Source organism: Candidatus Devosia phytovorans, assembly GCA_029202405.1.
In the GTDB taxonomy this organism is placed as follows: domain Bacteria; phylum Pseudomonadota; class Alphaproteobacteria; order Rhizobiales; family Devosiaceae; genus Devosia; species Devosia phytovorans.
Window position 1 is genome coordinate 2,380,411 of record CP119312.1, and the last position, 22,049, is coordinate 2,402,459.

Annotated in this window: 16 protein-coding genes and 1 pseudogene; 11 read left to right on the plus strand and 6 right to left on the minus strand. The window is 60.5% G+C overall.

Features of this window, described 5'->3' with window-relative positions; genetic code table 11:
- Positions 1 to 5: 5 nt before the first annotated feature.
- Entirely contained in the window at positions 6 to 962 is a 957-nt protein-coding gene (locus P0Y65_11790; protein ID WEK02892.1) for an ABC transporter substrate-binding protein, read from the plus strand.
- 66 nt (positions 963 to 1,028) lie between these two features.
- Here P0Y65_11790 and P0Y65_11795 read toward each other — a convergent pair whose 3' ends face one another.
- On the minus strand, positions 1,029 to 1,511 hold the full coding sequence (locus P0Y65_11795) for a hypothetical protein (protein ID WEK02893.1): 483 nt from the start codon (positions 1,509 to 1,511) through the stop codon (positions 1,029 to 1,031).
- Positions 1,508 to 2,176: a response regulator transcription factor gene (locus tag P0Y65_11800; protein WEK02894.1), complete on the minus strand. Its 669-nt coding sequence runs from the start codon at positions 2,174 to 2,176 to the stop codon at positions 1,508 to 1,510. The genes P0Y65_11795 and P0Y65_11800 overlap by 4 nt, the downstream gene beginning before the upstream one ends.
- Positions 2,177 to 2,712: 536 nt before the next feature.
- Between P0Y65_11800 and P0Y65_11805 the strand changes: the two genes are divergently transcribed.
- The 4 genes from P0Y65_11805 (at position 2,713) to P0Y65_11820 (ending at position 10,972) form a co-directional block, all read left to right on the plus strand.
- Positions 2,713 to 5,046, plus strand: a complete 2,334-nt coding sequence (locus tag P0Y65_11805; protein ID WEK02895.1) for a hypothetical protein — start codon at positions 2,713 to 2,715, stop codon at positions 5,044 to 5,046.
- A 97-nt stretch (positions 5,047 to 5,143) separates the two neighbouring features.
- The gene (locus tag P0Y65_11810; protein ID WEK02896.1) at positions 5,144 to 7,150 is read left to right on the plus strand and encodes a hypothetical protein; all 2,007 of its coding nucleotides are present in this window, start codon (positions 5,144 to 5,146) and stop codon (positions 7,148 to 7,150) included.
- Positions 7,151 to 7,159: 9 nt separating this feature from the next.
- Positions 7,160 to 9,634: a type I secretion system permease/ATPase gene (locus P0Y65_11815; GenBank protein ID WEK02897.1), complete on the plus strand. Its 2,475-nt coding sequence runs from the start codon at positions 7,160 to 7,162 to the stop codon at positions 9,632 to 9,634.
- 3 nt (positions 9,635 to 9,637) lie between these two features.
- Positions 9,638 to 10,972, plus strand: a complete 1,335-nt coding sequence (locus P0Y65_11820) for an HlyD family type I secretion periplasmic adaptor subunit (protein WEK02898.1) — start codon at positions 9,638 to 9,640, stop codon at positions 10,970 to 10,972.
- 11 nt (positions 10,973 to 10,983) lie between these two features.
- Here P0Y65_11820 and P0Y65_11825 read toward each other — a convergent pair whose 3' ends face one another.
- Genes P0Y65_11825 through P0Y65_11840 form a run of 4 tightly spaced genes read right to left on the minus strand, consistent with a single transcriptional unit; the run spans position 10,984 to position 15,366 of the window.
- Positions 10,984 to 12,030 (minus strand): aldo/keto reductase, encoded by a 1,047-nt coding sequence (locus tag P0Y65_11825; GenBank protein ID WEK02899.1) that lies wholly within the window; start codon positions 12,028 to 12,030, stop codon positions 10,984 to 10,986.
- Positions 12,031 to 12,042: 12 nt separating this feature from the next.
- Entirely contained in the window at positions 12,043 to 13,242 is a 1,200-nt protein-coding gene (locus P0Y65_11830) for a mandelate racemase/muconate lactonizing enzyme family protein (GenBank protein WEK02900.1), read from the minus strand.
- 31 nt (positions 13,243 to 13,273) lie between these two features.
- The gene (locus P0Y65_11835; GenBank protein ID WEK02901.1) at positions 13,274 to 14,647 is read right to left on the minus strand and encodes a mandelate racemase/muconate lactonizing enzyme family protein; all 1,374 of its coding nucleotides are present in this window, start codon (positions 14,645 to 14,647) and stop codon (positions 13,274 to 13,276) included.
- Between the two features lie 23 nt (positions 14,648 to 14,670).
- Positions 14,671 to 15,366, minus strand: a complete 696-nt coding sequence (locus P0Y65_11840; protein WEK02902.1) for a GntR family transcriptional regulator — start codon at positions 15,364 to 15,366, stop codon at positions 14,671 to 14,673.
- 297 nt (positions 15,367 to 15,663) lie between these two features.
- Here P0Y65_11840 and P0Y65_11845 point away from each other — a divergent pair, with 297 nt between their 5' ends.
- From P0Y65_11845 to P0Y65_11870, 6 genes and pseudogenes are all read left to right on the plus strand, one after another.
- Positions 15,664 to 17,094: an extracellular solute-binding protein gene (locus P0Y65_11845; protein ID WEK06785.1), complete on the plus strand. Its 1,431-nt coding sequence runs from the start codon at positions 15,664 to 15,666 to the stop codon at positions 17,092 to 17,094.
- A gap of 104 nt (positions 17,095 to 17,198) precedes the next feature.
- Positions 17,199 to 18,131, plus strand: a complete 933-nt coding sequence (locus P0Y65_11850; GenBank protein WEK06786.1) for a sugar ABC transporter permease — start codon at positions 17,199 to 17,201, stop codon at positions 18,129 to 18,131.
- 58 nt (positions 18,132 to 18,189) lie between these two features.
- The gene (locus tag P0Y65_11855; protein ID WEK02903.1) at positions 18,190 to 19,023 is read left to right on the plus strand and encodes a carbohydrate ABC transporter permease; all 834 of its coding nucleotides are present in this window, start codon (positions 18,190 to 18,192) and stop codon (positions 19,021 to 19,023) included.
- 17 nt (positions 19,024 to 19,040) lie between these two features.
- Positions 19,041 to 20,143, plus strand: a pseudogene (locus P0Y65_11860) (ABC transporter ATP-binding protein).
- Positions 20,144 to 21,298 carry a mandelate racemase/muconate lactonizing enzyme family protein gene (locus tag P0Y65_11865; GenBank protein WEK02904.1) on the plus strand — a complete coding sequence of 385 codons (1,155 nt, stop codon included), beginning with the start codon at positions 20,144 to 20,146 and terminating at the stop codon, positions 21,296 to 21,298. It abuts the pseudogene before it with no gap.
- Positions 21,299 to 21,307: 9 nt separating this feature from the next.
- A complete protein-coding gene (locus P0Y65_11870; GenBank protein WEK02905.1) occupies positions 21,308 to 22,048 on the plus strand; it encodes a ribonuclease activity regulator RraA in 741 nt (246 codons plus the stop codon).
- The last annotated feature ends 1 nt before the right edge of the window (position 22,049 follow it).

Sequence of the window (22,049 nt, forward strand, 5' to 3'; positions counted from 1 at the left end):
GACCAATGCACAAAATTCTTGGACCACTCGTCTCCACCCTCGCCCTTGCAGCCCTGACGCTTCCCGGCGTGGCGCAGGACATGCGCTCCGTTACCGACCATGCCAATTACACGGTTGAAATTCCCGTCGATCCGCAGCGCATCGTGTCGCTGCATGACTGGACCGCAACGGTGATGACCTATGAGCTAGGCGGCAATCTCATCGGCTCGTCCGGCCGCCTCGACAACGAGGGCAACTACTTCGTCCGCTCGGGCCGCGAGCTCTACGACCTGGGATTTGACCAGATCGAGATGGCCTCGGTGCATGGCGAGCTGGACATGGAGCGCATTGCCGCGCTCAAGCCCGACCTGATCATCGGCAATCTCGGCGACACGATCGAGTTTCGCGATCAGCTGGCAGCCATCGCGCCGACCGTGATCTTTGACCCGATGAACGGCCAGCCGCCGCTGGCCAACTACCGCACGCTGGCCGATTGGGTGGCGCGCCCCGAGCGCTTCGACGAACTCAATGCGGAATATGAGACACGCATCGACGAAGTTCGTGCCGAACTGTTCGGCGATCGCCCTGCTCCCAGCTATGCGGCCATCTTGCCCAATACCGAAAGCGGCGAGTTGCGCGTGTTCCGCAATTACGGCGCACTGACCACGGTGCTTGAAGATCTCGGCTTCACCCATGCCAGCATTATGGACCAGGTGCCCGAGACCGAGCAGGAGGCCAATTTCTCCGCCGAGGTCATCGCGCAAGTCGACAGCGACTATGCTTTCCTCACCCATATCAGCGATCGTGGCGAGAGCCTCGAAACCATCATGACAGAGTTTGACCAGATCGCTCCCGGCTATCGCGAGCTGCTGCCGGCCGCCAAAAATGGTCGGTTCATCTCCATGTCGCGCTTCCACGTCTATCCGACGACATTTGCAGCCATGAATTACGTGCTGGATGAACTGGTCGCGACACTGAAATAAATGTCGAGGGCGGACACCAATGAGTGCCCGCCCCACCCACCGACGAAGTTATGAGCATCCTGGAAATCACGTGGCAATATTGCTGTCACGGATAAACTTCCAGATATCGCGATTGACTGACGTCACGCCCTGAATTGCACCCTTGATGCGCACGATTTCACAATCATCGAGCAGTTCGACTTTGCCGTATTTCAGGTCATCCCCGAAATCATTGATTCGCATGAGCTGGGTAGAGCCGAACTCGCCATTGGCATCGAACGAATAGATACAATGGTTATACTTGTTGCGGATCCTGGCCTCGTCCTTCAATCGTTCGGTCAGGTCGAGCACCCGTTTGCGCGTCTCGTCGTTAACCGTATTCAATTTTGCCAGTCGCTCTATCAGATCAAGCCTCGCCCGCGTCGTGTTTAGCGTCAGGAAGATGACGATCGCGGCCTCCTTGTTGGTCCCGGAAAGATGCGCGATCAGGTAGATGAACAGCGACTCCGTATTGGTCCAGGCATAGTTCATCTGCCCGACCAGCTGCAGCACCTGATCCATGCGGGTCATGGCTGGCGCACCTCGAAACGGCTCCCCTCGGGATTGCGTCCGCTGCCGTTCTTGCGGCGCAGGAAAGCTGCCGCAGCCTGGGTGCGATTGGACACGCCAAGCTTGGCGATGACCTTGTGCACATGTGCCTTGACGGTGTGTTCGGAGAGCGCCATGCGGTTGGCGATCAGCTTGTTCTGAAAGCCTTCGGAGACATATTGCAGGATCTGTTCTTCGCGCATGGTGAGGCTTGCGACTTCGGTGATGGAGATGGTTTCCTCAAGCGCCGGCAGAACCGCTGCCTCGCCCGTCGCGCGTTCCAGAACCCGGTCCGTTGCGGCTTTTTTCAACCGGTCTGCAGGCAGATAATGCCCTCCCGACAGCAGCAACGAGGCAATGGCAATCAGCACGTCCAGCGGCAGGGACAGCGGCAATATGCCTTGCACCACGCCGCTGGTGGCCAGATCGGCAAGGTCGGCGCCCTGTTCGGCCAGAAGGCCGATCGGAATGCCCGGCGCCTGCTGGCGCACGCCCGCGACCAGGTCCTCCACCCCGGCCTCCGCGCTTGCGCTCACCAGGATGAGCACCAGGCCATTTGACGCGGCCAGTCGCCCGCGACTTTCAACCAGGCTCACATCGTAAGCGGCGAAATATTGCTGAAATGTCTCGGCCAGTGACTGATACATGGCCTGACGAGAGGCAAGCAGAACAATAGTCCTGCGCCTTTGACTTGCGTCGACCTGAACTTCGCCCGGATTTTCCGATGCAATTCTCACTATTTCCTCCCTCAGCCACGCGCTTCCCTGATTAACAGAGTATTAACACTGTGGTCGTGACTCAAGGGTGACATCGATCACTTTGATTAGTTCCTGTGTTTTTCGGTTAAGAAGCATATGGAAATAGATCTTACGATCACCACAGAATGATCCAAGATTCGCTCGCCCTGTTGAGCTAAGATCAAAATAATGCAGGCGAATTTGTTCTTGCGGTAATTCCGGACATCGCAAATCCGGAAATACAAGCCGATCGAAAGCCACTGATCGAATTGGCTGCTTTCTATCTTTTGACGCCGGCAACAGGATGATGTGGCCTGACGGAGATCATTCCTCAGGCGGCCTCAAGGGTTTGCAAAATACTTGGGGTTGGGAGCGGAGGAGCCCAAGGTCTCGTTTGAAATGAAGAGAGACCCGGTCCACCCGCATCTTCCATCAGGAGAGGCGAAATGGCCAGTGACACCTACAATACGGCGCTCATGAGCGATCTGAGCACCAATGACTCGTTCAATACCGTCGACAGTGGCAATACCAACAACAACACCAATGTTGCCACCAGCGACGACGACACGTCCTTGACCGATTCCGGCAATGTCGATGCATCGTTGACGGACTCGCAGAACACCAACAACACGACCAATAATACGGCCAACACCACCAATCAGGCCGACAGCTCGGACAATTCCGACAGCTCGATCAATGACTCGTTCGACACCGACCTGGACGTCACCCTCGACAATGCGTTCAACGACCAGTCGAACAGCTCGACCAACACCGACAACTCGACCAACGACTCCAACAACAGCATGGATTCGAACGACGACAATTCCGACAATTCCATCGCCGATTCAGGCAACCTGGATCTCGATGTTGGGATCGCCGACTCGTTCAACGACAGTTCGGACAATTCGGTCACGACCGACGCTTCGGCGACCGACTCGTTCAATGACAATTCGGACAGCTCGACGAACGACTCCAACAACGACAACTCCACCAATACAGCCGATTCCGGCAATGTCGCGCTGGCGGACTCGTTCAACGACAGCTCGACCAACACCGACAATTCGTCCAATGGTTCGGACAATGTCGATGTGGTGGTCGATATCGCGGACTCGTTCAATGACTCGTCCGACAATTCGGATAATTCCGACAACTCCGATAATTCCGACAACTCGGTCAACGACTCGCTGAACACGGACATCGACTTCGCGCTGACGGACTCGCTGAACGACAATTCCGACAGCTCGGACAATTCCGATAATTCGGATAACTCCGACAACTCGATCAATGACTCGTTCAACGACAACTCGACCAACACCGCGATCGCTGACTCGGGCAATCTGGATGTGGCCATCGCGGATTCGTTCAACGACAGCTCGGACAATTCCGATAATTCGGACAACTCAGACAATTCCGATAATTCGGATAACTCGGACAACTCCGATAATTCGATCAATGACTCGCTGAACACCAATCTCGATCTCGACGTCGCCCTGACCGACTCGTTCAACGACAACTCGGATAATTCCGACAACTCCGATAATTCGGATAATTCCGACAACTCGGACAACTCGATCGCAGACTCGTTCAACGATAATTCGGATAACTCGGACAATTCCGATAACTCGGATAACTCCGACAATGCGGTGAACGATTCCGGCAATCTCGATGTCGCCATCGCTGACTCGTTCAACGACAGCTCGGACAATTCCGACAGCTCGGATAACTCGATCAACGACGCGTTCAACGACAATTCGGATAACTCGGACAATTCCGATAATTCCGACAACTCGATCAACGACTCCGGCAATCTCGACCTCGCCGTCGATATCGCTGACTCGTTCAACGACAACTCCGACAATTCGGATAATTCCGATAACTCGGATAATTCGGACAACTCCGACAATTCGACCAATGTCGCTGACTCGTACAACGACAGTTCCGACAACTCGATCAACGACTCGTTCAACAGCCAGACGATCGAGGACTCCTACAAGACGCAGACCTACGGCTTTGCCGGCGAGATCAACGACTCGTTCAACGACCAGTCCGAGAACAACTCGAACAACGACAATTCGCAGGACAATGACATCAGCGACTCGTTCAACACGGACAGTTCGCAGGACAACGATGTCAGCGACTCCTACAATGTCGATGCCTCGCAGGATAACGACACCACCACCACGATCAGCGACTCGAACAACGACAGCTCGGGCTCGCACAACACGACGACGACGATCAATGATGCGAGCACCAATGCAGACATCACGCTCGAAGCCACGATCTCGGACTCGCTGAACACCAACGAGAACTCCTTCAATGCCGATAACGATTTCCTCGATATCGACACGGCGGACTCGTCCTTCGGCGACATCTTCGCGAACAGCGGCACCCTGGACTTCAACCCGGGTGATGACGTCGGCTTCGAGAATGTCTTCAACGGCACGTTCGGCGACGTTGGCCATGCCTTCGCGCTGAACCAGGTTGCCGACATCATCGACAACGACAGCATCAGCGGCTTCACCCCCAATTATGGCGGGTCGAGCTTCAACGCGAATGCCAATGGTGGCGACGGGATCTTTGCCGCAAGCAACTCCATGAGCGGTGGTGCTGGCGACGACAGCTCGGTGGGCAACACTGCCGATGGCAGCGCCCATGCCTCGGGCAGTGCGTTCAACATGGAAGTGGTTGTCGGTGCCAACCTCCAGCAGAACGCGGTCAACATCAACATCTCCGGCGGCGACCATATCGCCGACAACAACTACGGCGACGACGACGCATAAGTGTCGTTGCTGACCCCGATCTGCGCGCCCCGGCGCGCAGATCATTCTGGACGCTCGGTTTGACTGCTATGCCGGCAAGCCGTCGGGGGGACTGCAGGTGTTTTTTCCTTACGATGCCACAAACGAAATCGTCGCCCACTTCATAGGTTACTTCGAACTTTCGGTCGAAGACATGAGGGTGAGGCTGGACTTTTCCGAGTTCGCCTATGTGCCGCCTGCCGACGATATTCCCGGGCTGATTGCGGGCGGTGTGCCCGATCTCGAGCAGAAATACGGGCTGCTCGATTCCAATCCCGATGTTGCCTATGCCGGGCCGGACTGGGCCATCCACGGCCACGCGCGGCCCCATGCCAATGCGCCGGAAGTTCCAATCGAGCGGGTCGAGGCCGCTGCAACGCCGGGCCACCTGCCTGAGGCGCCGGCGTTTGATCCGGACAGCCAGGCTGCCTATCTGCCAGCAGAGGGCGTCGCCCCGCTGTCGACCCTGGCGTTCATCAACCAGACCATCATCCTCGACGACAATGACATTGTGATCATTGGCGATTTCGAGGGTAGCGTCACCTTTGTCTCCGGCTCGGCCGCAGCGATCCTGGGCTTTCAGTCCGACGCCGACGCCATCGTCAATGCGCTGATCGGCGAGCCGGATTTTTCGCACTACACCGGCATCGCCGGCTTTCTCACCGACACCGCCGCCCGCATCGGCTCGCTGGGCGAGGATGCGGCGCTTGAGCAGGCCAGCGTGGTGCAGGCGCCAAGCGGGACCTATGTCAACGGCCTCGCCTCGAGCGAGCCCGCGCCCGATCTGCTCGATCACCTGCCTGCAAAGATGGTCGAGGTGATGACGGGCGAGGCGCCCGAGGAGATCGCCGCAGAAGAGGACGACAGCCAGCCCGTCAGCATCGTGTTCGACGATGCGGTGCAGTCTATGCAGCTCAACGCGGGCGGCAACCTGCTGGTCAACGAGATCGCGGTGGTCAATGGCGGCCTCAGCACCTCAATCCTGGCGGTGCAGGGCAATTATCACCAGCTCGACGCCATCATCCAGATCAACGCCTATAGCGACTATGACACGGTGATCGGCGCGCCCGATGGGCATCTGGTCTCGGCGGCCACGACGCAGGCCTACAATATCGCCAATTTCGACTACGAAACGCGCGACAGCCTCGGCAAATCGGCCGAAACCCATCCGGGTGTCATGCCGCTGAGCTGGAACGTAACGGTGGTCGCCGGCGATCTGGTCTTTGTCGAATGGATGAAGCAGTTCACCTTCCAGTCCGACCAGGACATCCACGTGATGAGCGCCGTTGGTCTCAACACCGTGGTCACCACCGGCGAGAACATCGGCTTCAACGCCATCAGCTTTGTAGATCTGGGCAAGTATTTCGACCTGGTGATCGTCGGCGGCAATCTCTACGACGCCAATATCATCGTCCAGACCAATATCCTCTACGACAACGACACGATCCAGTATCTGGGTGGCGGCCATAGCGGTACGAACAACCTGGCGACCCAGGGCAACCTGCTGTGGAACGAGGCCAGCATCCACAATATCGGGCCGGCGGAGATCCAGTCGGCAATGCCCGACCACATTTCCGAAGCGGCCTCGACCCTGTCGTCCGGCGGCAATGACATGCCCGGCGGCTTTGGCGCCGATGCCGTATTCGAGGGGCTGAGCGCCTTGCGCGTGCTCTATGTTGCTGGCGACATCTACGACATGCGGTTCCTGCAGCAAACCAACGTGCTGGGCGACGCCGATTTCGTAGCGCTGCAGCAGGCCAGGCTGATCGGCGACCATCCCGGTACCAATTGGGACATCAACACCGGCGCCAATGCGCTGGTGAACAAGGCGACGATCTTTGACTACGACGGCATGGGCGACACGGCCTATGTCGCGGGCGAGCACTATTCCGATGCCATCCTGATCCAGGCCAATATCCTGGCCGCTGCGCCTCAGGCCAGCCCGGGCGACGCGCTGGTGACCGAGGTCATCGCCTTCCTCGACCACGATGTTCCCGACGTTCTTGGGGATGATGGCCCCTTCTCGTCCAACTCACTTTCCTCCGACGGCCCACCCGCCGACATCATGCAATCCGTCTTGGCCTAGGACCGTCTTATGAAACACGAGAAACTCGAAGGTACCTGGGACAATGTGGTGCTGCGCAGTCTGGCGGAGGGCAATCCGTCGCGCGCCGCCAAGATCGACCATCTGCTGTTCCAGATCACCACGGCCGGTGCCGAGCTCGACGCCATGGTCGACGAACAGGAGGCCCTGCTCGGCAAGACCAATGTGATCGTCGCCACAGCGATCACGGCGGAGATGGACAAGCCGAAAATGATCGGTTTTGACAAGCTCGACGAGGCGACGACCTCCCCGGTTCGATCGACGCCCTTCGTCGGTCCCCTGCCCGCCGCGCCCAGCCTGCTCAAAAATGCCCCGGCCGGCCAGCCAGACAAAGCCAAGCCGGAAGAAGTCGTCCAGCATGCTGACGGCCGTGGCATCGATGCCAAGGCGGCCCTCGCGCTCCTCGCCGGACAGACCGTCGCCCCGCCGATGCCGATCGCGCCGGTGGTCGAGCCCGAAGTCCAGGGGCCGCCTGCTCCGACAAAACCAGCCGTTGAAAAACCGACTATCCCTCTGGCAACGTCCGAAATTCTGCCACCGCAGAGCAAGCCCGCTGAGCAGCCAGCGCCCAAGGCCAAAGCACCCGAGCCCAAACCGGCGCGCAATGCACCGCCAATCATCGAGGCCGATCGCGGCCCGCTCAAGTCGCCCCAAGCCAAGACCGTCGAGCCCAAGCCTGCTCCAGTCAAAAAAGCCATTGCCGACAAGACTTTCCACAAACGGACCAGCGCGCCGACCTTCACCGAAAGCCTGCAGAACGGCATCCGCGTGGTGCGGACAAACCTTGCCATCGTCATGGGCTTCACCGTCTTTATCAACGTTCTGGTGCTGGCTATCCCTATCTATCTGTTCCAGATTTCCGACCGCGTCCTGACTAGCCGTTCGCTCGATACGCTGATCATGCTGACCGCCGTCATCGTCGGCGCGGTGATCATGCAGGTCGTCCTCGATGCCATCCGGCGCTTCATCCTGATGCGCACCGCGGTCGAAGTCGCGGTGCAGCTCGGCTCGCCCATCCTCAGCGCCGCGGCCCGCGCCTCGCTGCATGGCAATGGCCGCGACTATCAGGTGCTGGGCGATCTGCAGCAGGTGCGCGCCTTCATTACCTCGGGCACGCTGCTCGCTTTTTTCGACGCGCCGATGGCGCCGCTGTTCGTGCTGGCGGTGTTCCTGATCCACCCAGAGCTTGGCTATATCGTTGTCGGATCAGCACTTTGTCTGCTTGTCGTGGCGCTGATCAACCAGCGATTGACGGCAAAACCATTCGCCGAAGCCAATGGCTATCTAAGCCGCGCCACGCTGCACCTCGACTCCATGTCGCGCAATTCGCAGATCATCAATGCCCTGGCGATGATCCCTGAAGCCGTGCGTATCTGGGGTCGCGACACTGCCGCCTCGCTCACCGCCCATGTGGACGCGCAGGATCGCAACATCATCATGGCGAGCATTTCAAAGTGCATTCGCCTCCTGACCCAGGTCTGCATGCTCGGCTGGGGCGCGACGCTGGCCATCGAAGGTCACATCACTGGCGGCATGGTGATTGCCGGCTCGATCGTCGCCAGCCGCGCCTTATCACCGATAGAGGGCGCTATCGAAGGCTGGAACGGCTTCACCCAGTTCCGCACTTCTTTTGCGCGCATCAGGGGTTTGCTGCAGTCCTCGCCCTTCAACTTCGAACGCCTGATCCTGCCCAATCCCAAGGGCCGGGTCGATGTCGAGCGCCTGCTCTTCGTGCCACCGCCCAACAAGAAGGTGCTGCTCAACGGCATTTCCTTCTCGCTACTTCCCGGGGAATCCCTGGCGGTGATCGGCAATTCCGGCGCCGGCAAGACGACGCTGGGCAAGATGCTGGTCGGCTCGATCCTGCCGACCTCGGGTTCGGTGCGCCTCGACATGATGGACCTGCGCAACTGGGACCAACGCCAGTTCGGCGAAAGCATCGGCTATCTGCCGCAGGACGTTCAACTTTTCCCGGGCACGATCAAGGCCAACATCGCCCGCATGCGTGAGGATGTGACGGATCAATCGATCTTCGACGCGGCTGTTCTGGCCGACGTGCACGAACTCATCGCCTCCTTCCCTCAGGGCTATGAAACCTTCGTGGCCGCCGATGGTGCGCCACTCTCGGGCGGGCAGAAGCAACGTATCGCCCTGGCGCGCGCCTTCTTTGGCAGTCCCAAGATGGTGGTGCTCGACGAGCCCAATTCCAATCTCGATGCGCCCGGCGAGGCAGCCCTGGCCAAGGCGTTAATGCATGCCAAGAAAGAGAATATTACCGTGATCACCATCACGCAGCGCCCGGCTCTGCTCAATGTCGTCGACAAGATCCTGGTGCTCAACAATGGCTCGGTGTCGCTCTTTGGCAGCCGCACCGAAGTGATGACGGCGCTGGCGCGCAACAAGACGACATCGGGCGATGTGGGCCTGGCCGCACCGGCCTCGGCGCCGATTGCGACAGGAGCCTGAGCCATGTCGACAACGGGTGATCTGCATAATCTGGAGTGGTATTCGGGCGTTCCCCGCTCGATCCGCAACTATGTCCTGTTCGGACTCGGGCTGATCTTTGTGACTTTCGCCGGTTTCGGCAGCTGGGCGGCTACGGCCCCCCTGTCGGCCGCCGTCATCGCGCCGGGCAGCTTTGTGGCGACGGGCGAAAACAAGATCGTTCAGCATTTCGAAGGCGGCATTGTCAAGGATCTGCTGGTGCGCGAGGGCGACCATGTCACCCAGGGTCAACCGCTGCTGCTGCTCGACCCGACGGCCGCCCATGCCGGAGCGCAGCAATTGCAGCTCCGCCTGATCCGCCTCGAAATGGTGTGGACCCGGCTCAATGCCGTGGCCAACCACCTCTCTGAAATGGTGCTGCCGGCCTCCGTCACGGGACAACTCGACAATCCCGAGGTTGCGGCCATTATCGAGAGCCAACGCGGCAATTTCGAAGCAGCAAGCAGCAAGCTCGAGAACGAAACCGCGCTGATGCAACAGAACATTGCCGCGCTGGACTTTCGCGTCGCCGGCCGCCGCAGCCAGATCGAATCCATGCAGCGTCAGCTCGCGCTGCTGCGCGAGGACCAGACGGTGATGCTGGACCTGCGCGCCAAGGGCGTGACCACGCAATCGGATGTGCGCACGATCGAACGTTCGGTCGCCGATGCCGAGGGCGACATCGCGCGCCTTGAATCCGAGGTGCAGGAAGCCCAGGCGCAGGCGGAGAAGTTTCGCCGGGAGATCATCCAGGCCAATGACACGATCGCCCAGTCGGCGCTCGATGAAATGCAATCGGTGGAAGCCGAACTCGATGCGGTGCGCGAACAAATCCAGCAGGCCAATAGCGTACTCGCCCGCACCACGATTTCGGCACCTGTCACCGGCACGGTCGTGCGCATGTTTTATCATACTACCGGCGGCGTCATCGAAAGCGGCAAGCCGATCTTTGAAATCCTGCCCGCCGAAGTGCCGCTCATTGTCGAAGTGAAGATTCCCCGCATGCAGATCGACGAGGTGCGCCAGGGCGAGCCGGCCACGGTGCGGCTGACGGCGCTCAACCAGCGCACCACGCCCGTGCTCGATGGCGAGGTAATCTATGTGTCAGCCGACACCATCGCCGATGCCGCCGACATGAACCACGAGGTCTATATCGCCCGGGTCGGCATTGCGCCGGAGCAGCTGGCGCGTGTCGAAGGCTTTCACCCGACGCCTGGCATGCCGGCGGAAGTTTTCGTGAAGACGCGCGAGCGCACCTTCCTCGAATATCTGGTGAAGCCGGTGACCGACAGCATGTCGCGGGCCTTCCACGAGAACTGACCGACCGAACGCTATGGCAGTCGGGTCATGTGACGCGGTGCGAATTCCACCTGCTCGAAGGCCTTGGGCACATTGTTGCTGATCCACTCGTCCGGATAGCCGCGCTTGAGCGGCATGGCCTGCGTCAGCTCGTCGTAGATTTCGGCTGACAGGTCGAGATCGCCCGAGACCAGGTTTTCGGCAACCTGTTCGACACGGCGGGCGCCAATGATGGCAGCGGTGACGCGCTGGTCGCCGAAAAGCCAGCTGAGTGCGATCTGGCTGGGCATCTTGTCGAGGCGAGTGGCAATTTCAACGACCTTCTCCACCATTTTGAGCGCGTCGTCGAACCAGTAGCGCGGCAGGGCGATAGCGGCCTGGTGGCCGATGCGGGACTGGGCATCGGGCGCGGACTGCTCGCGGTATTTGCCCGACAGCATGCCGGCGGCCAGGGGGCTCCAACAGATCATGCCGGCGCCGGCATCGTGGCAGGCGGGCAGGATTTCGCGCTCCACGTCGCGACGCAGGAGATTGTAGAGATGCTGGGCCGAGACCAGCGGCTCATAGCCGCTGGCGCCGGCCACGGCATTGGCCTTGGACACCTGCCAGCCATAAAAATTGGAACAGCCGAGATAGCGGACCTTGCCGGCGCGCACGAGGTCGTCGGCGGCCCGCAGGCTTTCCTCGATCGGCGTATAGGGATCGGGGCCGTGGAATTGGTAGAGGTCGATATAGTCCAGACCCAGGCGCTTCAGACTGCGGTCACAGGCCTCAATGATATGTTTGCGCGACAGACCCCTCGCGGTCGGCGCGGGATCGCTGGGAAACCAGCATTTGGTGGCGATGACCAGATGGTCGCGCTCATAATCCTTGAGCGCAACGCCCAGCATGCGTTCGGAGTCGCCGCCGCTATAGCCATCGGCCGTGTCGATGAAATTGCCGCCGCCCTCGACGAAACGCCGGACGATGGCGCTGGAGGTCTCCTGATCGCAACCCCAATCCTTGTTGCCAAAAGTCATGGTGCCCAGACACAGGCGTGAGACCAGGAGGCCCGAACGGCCCAGATGGCGATATTTCATCGACAATACTCCTCAATCAAAAAAGCCGGCATCCTCTTCCAGCAGGTATTTTTTGGCGCCTTCAGGGTCGATGTCGAGACCGAGGCCGGGCGCTTCGAGCAGGTCGACCATGGAGTCCTTGACGATCTGGTGGGGCAGACCGATGACGATGTCTTCCCACCAGGGATCGGAGGCGCTGGGATATTCGAAGGCGATGTAATTGGCCGGTAGCGTGGCGCAGACATTGATCAGCGCGCCGAGGCCCAGGAGCCCGTTGGCCGTGCCATGCGGGGCCATCATGATCGAATGCATGTAGGCATGTTCGGCGACCCATTTGAGCTCGGCAATGCCGCCGATATCGGCGGGATCGGGCCCGATGACCCGCACAGCCTGGGTTTCGATCAGCTCCTTGAAATTGTGTCGGAGATAGATCTGTTCGCCGGTGTGGATCGGCGTCGAGGTCGAGACGGTCAGCTCGCGATAGGCCTGCGGATTGACCCAGGGCACATAGTCGCCGGTCAGCATGTCCTCGAGCCACATCAGATTATATTTCTCGACCGCGCGGGCGAAACGGATGGCGTCGTTGAGGAACCAGCCCGGACCGCAATCGAGCGCCAGCGACACCTTGTCGCCGAGCACTTCCTTCATCGCAGCAACGCAATCCAGCATGTGGTTGAAGCCACGCTCGGAAATCTGCCCCTGATCCATGGCGCCATGATAGCCGGCCTTGGTCTGGCGCGGGCCGTAGTGAAAGTCCTCCACGGAATCCTTCATGTTGGAGTGGAAGCTGATGCCCTGTTTGACCATGAAGAAGTTCTGCGGCTGCTCCATCATCCATTTGACGTCGGCTGCATAATCCTCCGGCCGGTCGCCGGTTCGCTTCTTGCGGATGGAGCCATTGTAGACCCGCACCTTGTCGCGCACCTTGCCACCGAGCAGCTTGTAGGCCGGCACATTGGCGGCTTTGCCGGCAATGTCCCACAGGGCATGCTCGATGGCGCTGACGGCGGCACCATAGGGCTTGAAACTGCCGCGTTGACGGATCTTGAGCATGCAGCGCTCGACGTCGGTCGGGTCTTCCCCGATCAGCGCGTCGCGGAAATGCAGCACCCAGGGCTTGAGGTAGGCCTTGGTATATTCCACCTCGCCCAGCCCATAAAGCCCTTCATCGGTGACGATGCGCACGATGGGGTGGCGGCCGATGACCGCGCAGCGCAGATCGGTGATCTTCATTCTTCTGGCCTCCTCGCCAAAGAATTTTCTGTCAGCTCCAGGTCCGATCCCAGGAGTATTCGCTGTCCCACTGGTCGGTGGGCTGCCAGATGCCGGTGACGCCATCCTGCAGATGCTGGCTGATCACCTCGTCGACCACGTCGTCGATGCCGAGGCCTGGCTTGTCCGGCACGGTGATGAAACCGTCCTGGACCAAAGGTTTGGGCAGGCCGGTGACGATATCGTCCCACCAGTCGACCTCGACGCTGTGATATTCGAGCGCCATGAAATTCTCTGTCGCCACCGCCACATGAGCGGCGGCCATGGCAGCGATCGGGCTTTCGGCCATATGGATGGCCATGGCCACGCCGTGGTCCTGCGCCATATCGCCGATCTTTTTGGTTTCGAGAATGCCGCCAGAGGTCAACAGGTCCGGGTGGATGACCGAGAGGCCTCCGCTTTTGAGCAGGGGCTCAAAGCCCTCCTTGAGATAGATGTCCTCGCCGGTGCAGATCGGCACGGTGGTCGCCTGCTGCAGTTGGCGATACTGGTCGGTATATTGCCAGGGGATGACGTCTTCGAGCCAGGCGGGGACGTACTTTTCGATGCGGCGCGCCAGACGGATGCCGTTCTGCAGCGAGATATGGCCGACATGATCGATGGCCAGCGGGATTTCGTAGCCGATGACCTCGCGCACCTCGTGGATATATTGCTCCAGCAGGTCGATGCCCTTGTCGGTGAAATGCAGGCCACTGAAGGGGTGTCGGACGTTGTGCGTGTCATAGACGGCGTTGCGGGCACGGCGGTCCTGCATGGATTTGATCGCACCGCGCTGGGGGTGGATGCGATAGCTCTCCAACGAGCCAGCTGGTGCAACGACAGCGCCGGGCACGTCGGCAACCTGCATCAGACCCAGGTCCATCTTGAGGAAGGTGAAGCCCATGTCTATGCGGGCCTTGAGGCGCTTGCCGGTCTCGGTGCCACTGGGCTTTTCGGCATCGGTATCGCAGTAGCAGCGGACCTTGTCGCGGAACTTGCCGCCCAGCATCTGGTAGATCGGTACGCCATAGGCCTTGCCGGCCAGGTCCCAGAGCGCGATTTCGACGGCGGAGACCCCACCACCCTGCCGGCCATGGCCGCCGAACTGCTTGATGCGGCGGAACAGGCGATCGATGTCGCAGGGATTTTCGCCCAATAGGCGGCTTTTCAGCATCAATGCATAGGTGGCACTGGCGCCGTCACGGACTTCGCCCAGGCCGACAATGCCCTGGTTGGTATAGATCTTGAGGATCGCCGTCACGAAGGGCGCGCCGACAATTTCGGCAACGCGCATGTCGGTGATGCGGAGTTCACTCGGGTTGGAACTGGTTTGGATATTCGTTTCGATCGTCTCGGCGATGCTCAGACCGCCCAATCCTGTCGTCATCAAATCCTCCCATTTGAAAGCGTCTAGGCCGTTATCCTCCTCGGCCCGTTGCGTCTGGCCAGCCCCATCTGTTCGATGATGTGCCGGCCCGAACCCTCCACATGTCGCGCTACCACGGCGGCCGCTCTATCGGCGTCCTGCGCGCGGATGGCATCGATCAATTCGCGATGCTCGCGCAGCACCGACTGGCGGCGGCTGAGCGAAGTGGGAAAGCGGCGGCTGATGGCGCGCAGGATTTCCCGGTGCTTCCACCACAGTTCGGCAGCGTGCCGGTTGTAGTGGCGGTCGTAGATAAGCTGGTGAAACTGGGTATCGAGTTCGCCATGCTTTTTGGGATCGGCGAAGTTGAGTTCCTCGATCTGAGCCTGCATGGCCTCGAGATCGGCGATGTCGGCATCTGTGACGATCGACACAAACCACTTGGTCAGCGCCGGCTCGATCAGCATTTCGATCTCGATGATGTCGCGCACGAAGGCTTCGTCGATCGGCCGCACGCGGGCGCCGCGATTGGGCTCCATGACAACGAAATCTTCGCCGCGCAATTGCTGCAGCGCTTCGCGGATCGGGTTGGTGGAGGTGCCGTAATGAGCGGCCAGATCGGCGACCTTGAGTCGCGCATTGGGCTCCAGGGCACCCGAAACGATATCCTCGCGGATCATTTCGTAGACGCTGGAATTGGCCTCTGGGGGCCTTGCGTCGATGTCGCTCGTTTCGCCCATGTCCGCCTGTGTAGGCGTCTTTTTGAGCCAAGCCAAGATGATCCGTACGCGAAATCACGAAAATAATGTACGATCCAAACATTCTTGACACATAGAATTTTGTCTGGGACTGTCGAGGCCATGGGTGACACGGGCAAAGCCTGGCCCCAAGGAGGCGCAGCCAGGCTGCGAGGAAGCCCAGGTTTGGCCGGAGGGGCTGAACGGTCTTCCGCATGAGGAGGACTATCAATGACCAATATGCATGACCGCCCCCGGCGGTCGGGCGCGATGACGCGTCGGCAAGCCATGGCCTGTGCGATGGCGGCATTGACGAGTGCATCGCTGCTATCCACCACCGCCTATGCGCAGAGCGTCGATCTCAGCCAGTGGTCGCCCGAATATATCAAGTCGATTGCCGGCACCGAGACCTATGACACCGCCGGACATTGCGCCGAGGTGGTGCCGCTCGATTACACCGGCCGGCTGACCTACTGGTGGACTGGCCCCACCGAGGCTTCGCCGCAGATCGAGCACAAGATCAACGACGAATTCTGGGCCGCCTGGGCCGAGACCTATCCTAATATCGATACCGATGCGCAGAACATCGACTACAACCAGTTGCTCGATCGGCTGCGCACCACCCTGCTCGGCAATGCCGGCCCGATGGTGGTTCGCCTGCAGATCCTGGGCGGCGTGGAATTTGCCTCCAAGGGCTATTTCCAGCAGCTGGCCCCGGAAGACATCGGCTATCCGACCGCCGACTTCTGGCCTGGCGCCATGAAATCCGTGACCTGGCAGGACGCCACCTATGGGGTGCCCACCAATAACGAAACCATGGGCTTCATCTGGAATGCCGACATCTTCGAACGGGCCGGCCTCGACCCTGAGACGCCACCGGCGACATGGGATGACGTGGTCACCTATTCCAAGAAGATCCACGACGAGCTGGGAATCTCCGGCTATGGCCTCGTGGCGCGCCAGAATGCCGGCAATACGCCGTTCCGCTTCATGCCCCAGCTATGGGCTTTCGGTGGCGGCGCGCTTGATGAGAGCTCGGAAAGCCCGACCTATCAGGATGTCGAACTGGGCAATGAAGGCTCGGTCGCCGCATTGCAGGCCGCCTACGACATGTATGTCCGCGACAAGTCCGTGCCGACCTCGGCCCTCACCAATACGCAGAACGAGAACCAGGCGCCCTTCATCGCCGGCCAACTGGCCATGATGATCGCCCACCCGGCAGAATATGCCAAGATGGTGGACCTCGCCGGTCAGGCCAGCGGCGACGACAAGGCCATTGCCGACAGCGTGGTCGAGAACATGCGCTATGGCCTGATCCCGGAAGGGCCGGATCGTCGGGCCGTGGTGTTCGGCGGCTCGAACATGCATTTCGTCGAGAATGAATATGTCGAAGGTGGTTTCGACGAGCAGGCGGCGAAGGCCTTCGCCTGCTTCTGGAACAGCCCGGAATGGTCGACCAAGCTCGCCTGGACTGGATCCAATCCTGGAAACCTCGCTGGCTTCAAGACGGAGTGGATGAAGGAACGCCTCGACACCATCAAGTTCCTCGACGTCACCACCTCCATGCTGCCCAGTGGCATCCCTTTCCCGGTCATTCCTGAAGCGACCGAGATCATGAACATCATCGTCCCTGACATGCTGCAGAACGCCCTGACCGAACGCATGACGGTCGAGGAAGCGGCAGCTGATGCGGCCGCCAAAATCGACTCCCTGGTCGGCGGCGGACTCTAGTCCGCCGACCCACGCTCCGGCTGGCGGCGCCTTGCCGCCAGCGCCTTCGTCACCAACGAAAGGACGGAATCGTGACCCTAGCGACGGGAAGGGTAGCCACCCCCTTGAAGGCCTCGGGCCTGCGCAAGCGGCCAAGCCTGCTCAAGCGCATCATCGCCAACCGCACCGACTATCTCTACGTCCTGCCAGCGATCTTGGTCATGCTGGTGGTGATTGCCTTCCCGATCTACTATACGATCGAGCTGAGCTTTTATTCGACGCCCTCGAACCTGCAGATGCGCGACAAGGTCTGGGCCGGGCTCGACAATTATACGCGCGTGCTGACTTCGGACGTGTTCCATGAGGTCACTATCCAGACGATCATCTGGACCATCGCTTCGACCTTCTTCGCCTTCATTTTGGGTCTCGGCGCGGCGCTGGCGCTGCATCGCGAATTCATCGGTCGCGGGCTGATGCGCGGCCTGCTGCTGATCCCCTATGTGATCAGCGCCGTGGCCGCCTCCTATGTGTGGAAATGGCTCTATCATTCCGATTTCGGCGTCATCGGCGCCCTTGCGGTGCAGCTCGGGATCACCGACGAGCCGATCAACTTCCTCGACAATCGCCGGACCGTTCTGGCCTCGCTGATCGTGGTCAATGTCTGGAAGGAATTCTCCTTCGCCATGGTCATGCTGATGGCGGGCCTGCAGACCGTGCCCGAACAATTGCTGCGCGCGGCTCAGGTCGATGGCGCCAGCCCCTGGCAGCGCTTCTGGCACGTCACCTTCCCCCATCTCAAGGGCGTGTCCATGGTGACCGTGTTGCTGCTGATGGTGGCCAATTTCAACTCCTTCATCATCCCCTTTGTGATGACCGGCGGCGGCCCGGCCGATGCCTCCCATATCTGGATCACCCATATCTACCAGCTCGCCTTTGGGCGGCAGCAATGGGGCGTGGCCTCGGCTTACGCGGTGATCCTGTTCATCGTGATGATGGTGCTGGGCTATTTCTACGTGAAAGCGCTGACGCGCGGGGATGATGCGAGGGCGGGCGAATGAGCACGATCGAGCTACCGAGCGGGGCCAAGCGGCCCGTGGTCAAGAAAAGCGTCGACTGGTGGCGCTGGGCTGGGCGCGCCACCCTCACGCTTCCTGCTTCCTCTTCACCATGCTGCCCATGGCCTGGATGATCCTGACCTCGGTCAAATCCCAGTTCGCGGCCATGCAATATCCGCCGCAATGGTGGCCGACCCAGCCGACGCTGAACAATTACTTCAAGCTGCTCGACCCCGGCAGCAAGATCGGTCGAGACTTCCTGCTCTACTTCTGGAACAGCTTCTATGTCTCGCTGCTGACAACCATTCTGGGCGTCGTGGTGGCGGTGCCGGCGGCCTATGCCTTCTCGCGCTTCCGTTTCCCCGGCCGCAACTTCCTGTTCTTCGCGGTCCTCGTGCGCAACATGTTCCCGGCCGTGGTGTTCCTGATGCCGCTGTTCCTGCTGATGCGCTGGATGGGCCTGGTCAACACCCACGGCTCGCTGATCCTGACCTACCTGACCTTCGGCCTCCCGCTCTCGATCTGGCTGCTCAAGGGCTTTTACGACAACATCCCGATCCAGCTCGAACAGGCCGCCCGCATCGACGGCGCCACGCGCTTCCAGGCCTTCCTTCTGATCGTCATGCCGCTGTCGACGCCGGGCATCATCGCCACCTCGATCTTCTCCTTCATCGGGGCCTGGAACGAATACGTCTACGCCTACACGTTCCTGTCGCGCGACGAGCCAGATGACCCTGCCGGTCGGCATCCAGCGCTTCTTCTACCGAGATTCGCCACCGACTGGCCGGGCCTGATGTCGGCCACTTTCCTGATGAGCGTGCCCGTCGTCGTGCTCTTCCTCGTGCTGCAGAAATACTTCGTCCGCGCGCTGACTGAAGGCGCCGTCAAACACTGATATTTGGGAGATTGCTCGTGGCCGAAATCGTGCTCAAGGACGTCGTCAAGAATTACGGCTCCATCTATGCGGTCAACAATGTGTCCTTCACCGTCGAGGATGGGGAATTTGTCGCCTTGGTCGGGCCCTCGGGCTGCGGCAAGACGACGACGCTCAACCTGATTGCCGGGCTGATTCCCATGTCGGGTGGCGATATCGCCATCGGCGATCGGATCGTCAACGAGCTCGATCCCAAGGATCGGGACATCGCCATGGTGTTTCAGAATTACGCGCTCTACCCGCAGCAAGTCGGTGTTCAACAACCTCGCCTTCCCGCTGCAGATGCGAAAGCTCCCCAAGGAGGAAATCGAGCGCAAGGTGAAGGATGCGGCAAAGCTTCTCGACATCACGCACCTGCTCGAGCGCAAGCCGCGCGAACTCTCCGGCGGCCAGCAGCAGCGCGTTGCCCTCGGCCGCGCGCTGGTGCGCGATCCGGCGGTGTTCCTGATGGACGAGCCGCTCTCCAACCTCGACGCCAAGCTGCGCGTGCAGATGCGCTCGGAGATCAAGCGTTTCCACCACAATCTCAATGCCACCGTCGTCTACGTGACCCACGACCAGCTCGAGGCCGTGACCATGGCGGACAAGATGGCCGTGATGCATGGCGGGCTGCTGCAGCAATACGACAGCCCGGCCAATGTCTTCGCCAACCCGGTCAACACTTTCGTCGCTAGCTTCGTCGGCAGCCCGGCCATGAGCCTGATCCCGCTCGATGTGACGGGCCAGGGCACAGCGGGCGCTGCTGCGAAGTCCCGAAGGCTGGGAACTGCCGCTGTCGGACGAGAACGTGCGCAAGGCGCAACCGCTCGTCCAATGGCAAGGTGGTCCTCGGCGCCCGCCACTCGACCCTCAAGCTCCACAAGACCGCCGCATCCCGGCACCGCGCCCGCCAAGGTCTATACGGTCGAGCCGACCGGCGACGTCACCTTCGTCCAGGTCTTCATCAACGGTGCGCGTGGTCAATGTCAGCCTCGACCCGGGCACGCCGATCGCCCCGGACGAAGAGGTCTTTGTCGAGTTCGACCAGGCGCGCCTGCATATCTTCGACGATGCAACCACCATGGCGCTGAAGGCGGCTTGAATGAAGATCACCGCCATCATCCCCTACCCTGTCTGGGTCGGGACGCGAAACCAGTTGATCGTCAAGGTCGAGACCGATGAGGGCGTCTATGGCTGGGGCGAAAGCGGGTTGTCAGGCCGCGAGAAGGCCGTGGCCGGCGCGCTGGAGCATTATCGCCAATTCCTGATCGGCCGCGATCCGATGGCGATCGGGGCGCTGTGGCAGGAGATGTATCGCAGCCAGTATTTCGAGGGTGGGCGCGTGCTGACCGCCGCCATTTCGGCGCTCGACATTGCCTTTCACGACATCAAGGGCAAGGCGCTTGGCGTGCCGGTCTATCAACTGCTGGGCGGCAAGCAGCGCGACCATATCCCGACTTTCGCAACGACGCGCGGGCCATGCGGGCCGGAGATGATCGAGCAGGCCAAAGAACTGATGGCCCTCGGATGGGATGTCATCCGCCTCTTCCCCGCCGACCATGACAGCAGTGGCGTCTACGAGCCGCGCCCCTCGATTGCCGAAACCGCCAAATGGTGCGTCAAAGCACGCGAGGCCCTGGGCGATAGCGTCGTGCTGGGCGTCGACTATCACCACCGCCTGTCGGTAGCCGAAGCGGCCAGCTATTGCCAGAAGATGCCGTCCGGCACGCTGGATTTCCTCGAAGAGCCGATCCGTGATGAAACGCCGGAAGCCTATGAGGCGCTGCGCAAGCTGACCGACGTGCCCTTTGCCATCGGCGAGGAATTTGCCAGCAAGTGGCAGTTCCTGCCCTTTATCGAGCGGGACATTCACCAGTTCAATCGCGTCGACATCTGCAATGTCGGCGGACTGACCGAGGCGATGAAGGTCGCCGGCTGGAGCGAGGCACATTACGTCGACATGATGCCGCATAATCCGCTGGGGCCGATCTGCACGGCCGCGACCATTCACTTCGCGGCCGCGGTGCCCAATTTCGCCTGGCTCGAGACGCGTGCGTCGCCAGGCGAGCTTTACCATGGCTTTGACGACGCCGGCATCTTCACCACTCAGCCCAAGCTCGATGGCGCGGTCTATCCGGTCAGCGACGCGCCCGGCCTCGGCGTCGAGGTTGACGAAGCCCGCATCAGGCAACAGAGCTTCAAATTCTGGGAGGCGCCGCACCTGCGGCGCACCGACGGTTCAGTGACCAATTGGTAGGATTTTGACATGACGCATACCCCAGGCATTACCCGACCATCCAAGGATGTCGTCGCCGCCATTCTGGCAATTGGCGCCGCCTCAGCCTCCAGCACCCTGGCCCATATGGGCATCCGCAACTGTCACATCCAGGGTCCGGTTTCGTGGTCGCCCGGCAAGGCGATGGCTGGTCCTGCACTGACGCTGCAGTTCATGCCCAAGCGCGAAGATCTCTACGGCGATGGCGAATATACCGACCCGGAAAAGCAGCTGCACCGCCACGTGCTCTATCATGTCGAAGAGGGTGACGTGGTCGTGGTCGATGCGCGCGGCGACATGAGTTCCGGCGTCTTCGGGGACATGATGTCCACCTATTTCAAGGGCCGGGGCGGGGCCGGCATGGTGATCGACGGGTGCCTGCGCGACCAGCCCAATCTCAAGAAGCTCGACATTCCGGTCTGGATCCGCGGCTGGACGCCCAACTTTCACACCCAGACCAATCTCATGCCCTTCGCCGTCAACGTGCCAATCGCCTGTGGCGGGGTGACGGTGATGCCGGGCGACATCATCGTGGCCGATGACGATGGCGCGGTCTGCGTGCCGGCAGCGCTGGCCGAAACGGTTATCGACCGCTCGCACAAGAGTCATGACTGGGAGGACTTTTCACGGATGAAACTGATGCAGGGCGCGCCGCTGCAGAAATACTATCCGCTGCACGACGATGCCCGTCCTGAATACGAGGAGTGGCGCAAGCTCAATCCGCAGCCGTAGC

Excerpts from the sequence above, each read along its gene's own strand:
- P0Y65_11790 (WEK02892.1), top strand. The coding sequence starts at position 6 with ATGCACAAAATTCTTGGACCACTCGTCTCCACCCTCGCCCTTGCAGCC.
- P0Y65_11795 (WEK02893.1), bottom strand. The coding sequence starts at position 1,511 with ATGACCCGCATGGATCAGGTGCTGCAGCTGGTCGGGCAGATGAACTAT.
- P0Y65_11800 (WEK02894.1), bottom strand. The coding sequence starts at position 2,176 with ATGTATCAGTCACTGGCCGAGACATTTCAGCAATATTTCGCCGCTTAC.
- P0Y65_11805 (WEK02895.1), top strand. The coding sequence starts at position 2,713 with ATGGCCAGTGACACCTACAATACGGCGCTCATGAGCGATCTGAGCACC.
- P0Y65_11815 (WEK02897.1), top strand. The coding sequence starts at position 7,160 with ATGAAACACGAGAAACTCGAAGGTACCTGGGACAATGTGGTGCTGCGC.
- P0Y65_11820 (WEK02898.1), top strand. The coding sequence starts at position 9,638 with ATGTCGACAACGGGTGATCTGCATAATCTGGAGTGGTATTCGGGCGTT.
- P0Y65_11825 (WEK02899.1), bottom strand. The coding sequence starts at position 12,030 with ATGAAATATCGCCATCTGGGCCGTTCGGGCCTCCTGGTCTCACGCCTG.
- P0Y65_11830 (WEK02900.1), bottom strand. The coding sequence starts at position 13,242 with ATGAAGATCACCGATCTGCGCTGCGCGGTCATCGGCCGCCACCCCATC.
- P0Y65_11835 (WEK02901.1), bottom strand. The coding sequence starts at position 14,647 with ATGACGACAGGATTGGGCGGTCTGAGCATCGCCGAGACGATCGAAACG.
- P0Y65_11840 (WEK02902.1), bottom strand. The coding sequence starts at position 15,366 with ATGGGCGAAACGAGCGACATCGACGCAAGGCCCCCAGAGGCCAATTCC.
- P0Y65_11845 (WEK06785.1), top strand. The coding sequence starts at position 15,664 with ATGGCGGCATTGACGAGTGCATCGCTGCTATCCACCACCGCCTATGCG.
- P0Y65_11865 (WEK02904.1), top strand. The coding sequence starts at position 20,144 with ATGAAGATCACCGCCATCATCCCCTACCCTGTCTGGGTCGGGACGCGA.
- P0Y65_11870 (WEK02905.1), top strand. The coding sequence starts at position 21,308 with ATGACGCATACCCCAGGCATTACCCGACCATCCAAGGATGTCGTCGCC.